Consider the following 249-nt stretch of genomic DNA (forward strand, 5'->3'; position numbering starts at 1 on the left):
TTTTCACGAGACACCATCTTCACATCGGCAGACAACGAATCTATCCCGATCTCACGGGTGTTTTTTGTCTGTGAGAACGTGCTTGATGGTTTCTTGGCGACCGCGCTTCTCTTCTTTCTTGGGTTCACCAGAGAACATTGTCACGACCGCAAAAAGAACGAAGACGCCGCCAGCGATAGACACCCAACGCTTCTTGTTGGGGTCTAACTGTGTCCAAAATCGCTTAATCATTGGGCACCTCCCAGCAGC

General features: G+C 50.2%; 1 pseudogene. It reads right to left on the reverse strand.

Annotated features, from left to right (window positions below):
- Positions 1–51 precede the first annotated feature (51 nt).
- Positions 52–249 (reverse strand): annotated as a pseudogene (locus tag BHE89_RS02550) (hypothetical protein); the annotation flags it as partial.

Source organism: Shigella sp. FC1967 (assembly GCF_001743005.1).
In the GTDB taxonomy this organism is placed as follows: Bacteria; Pseudomonadota; Gammaproteobacteria; order Enterobacterales; family Enterobacteriaceae; genus Proteus.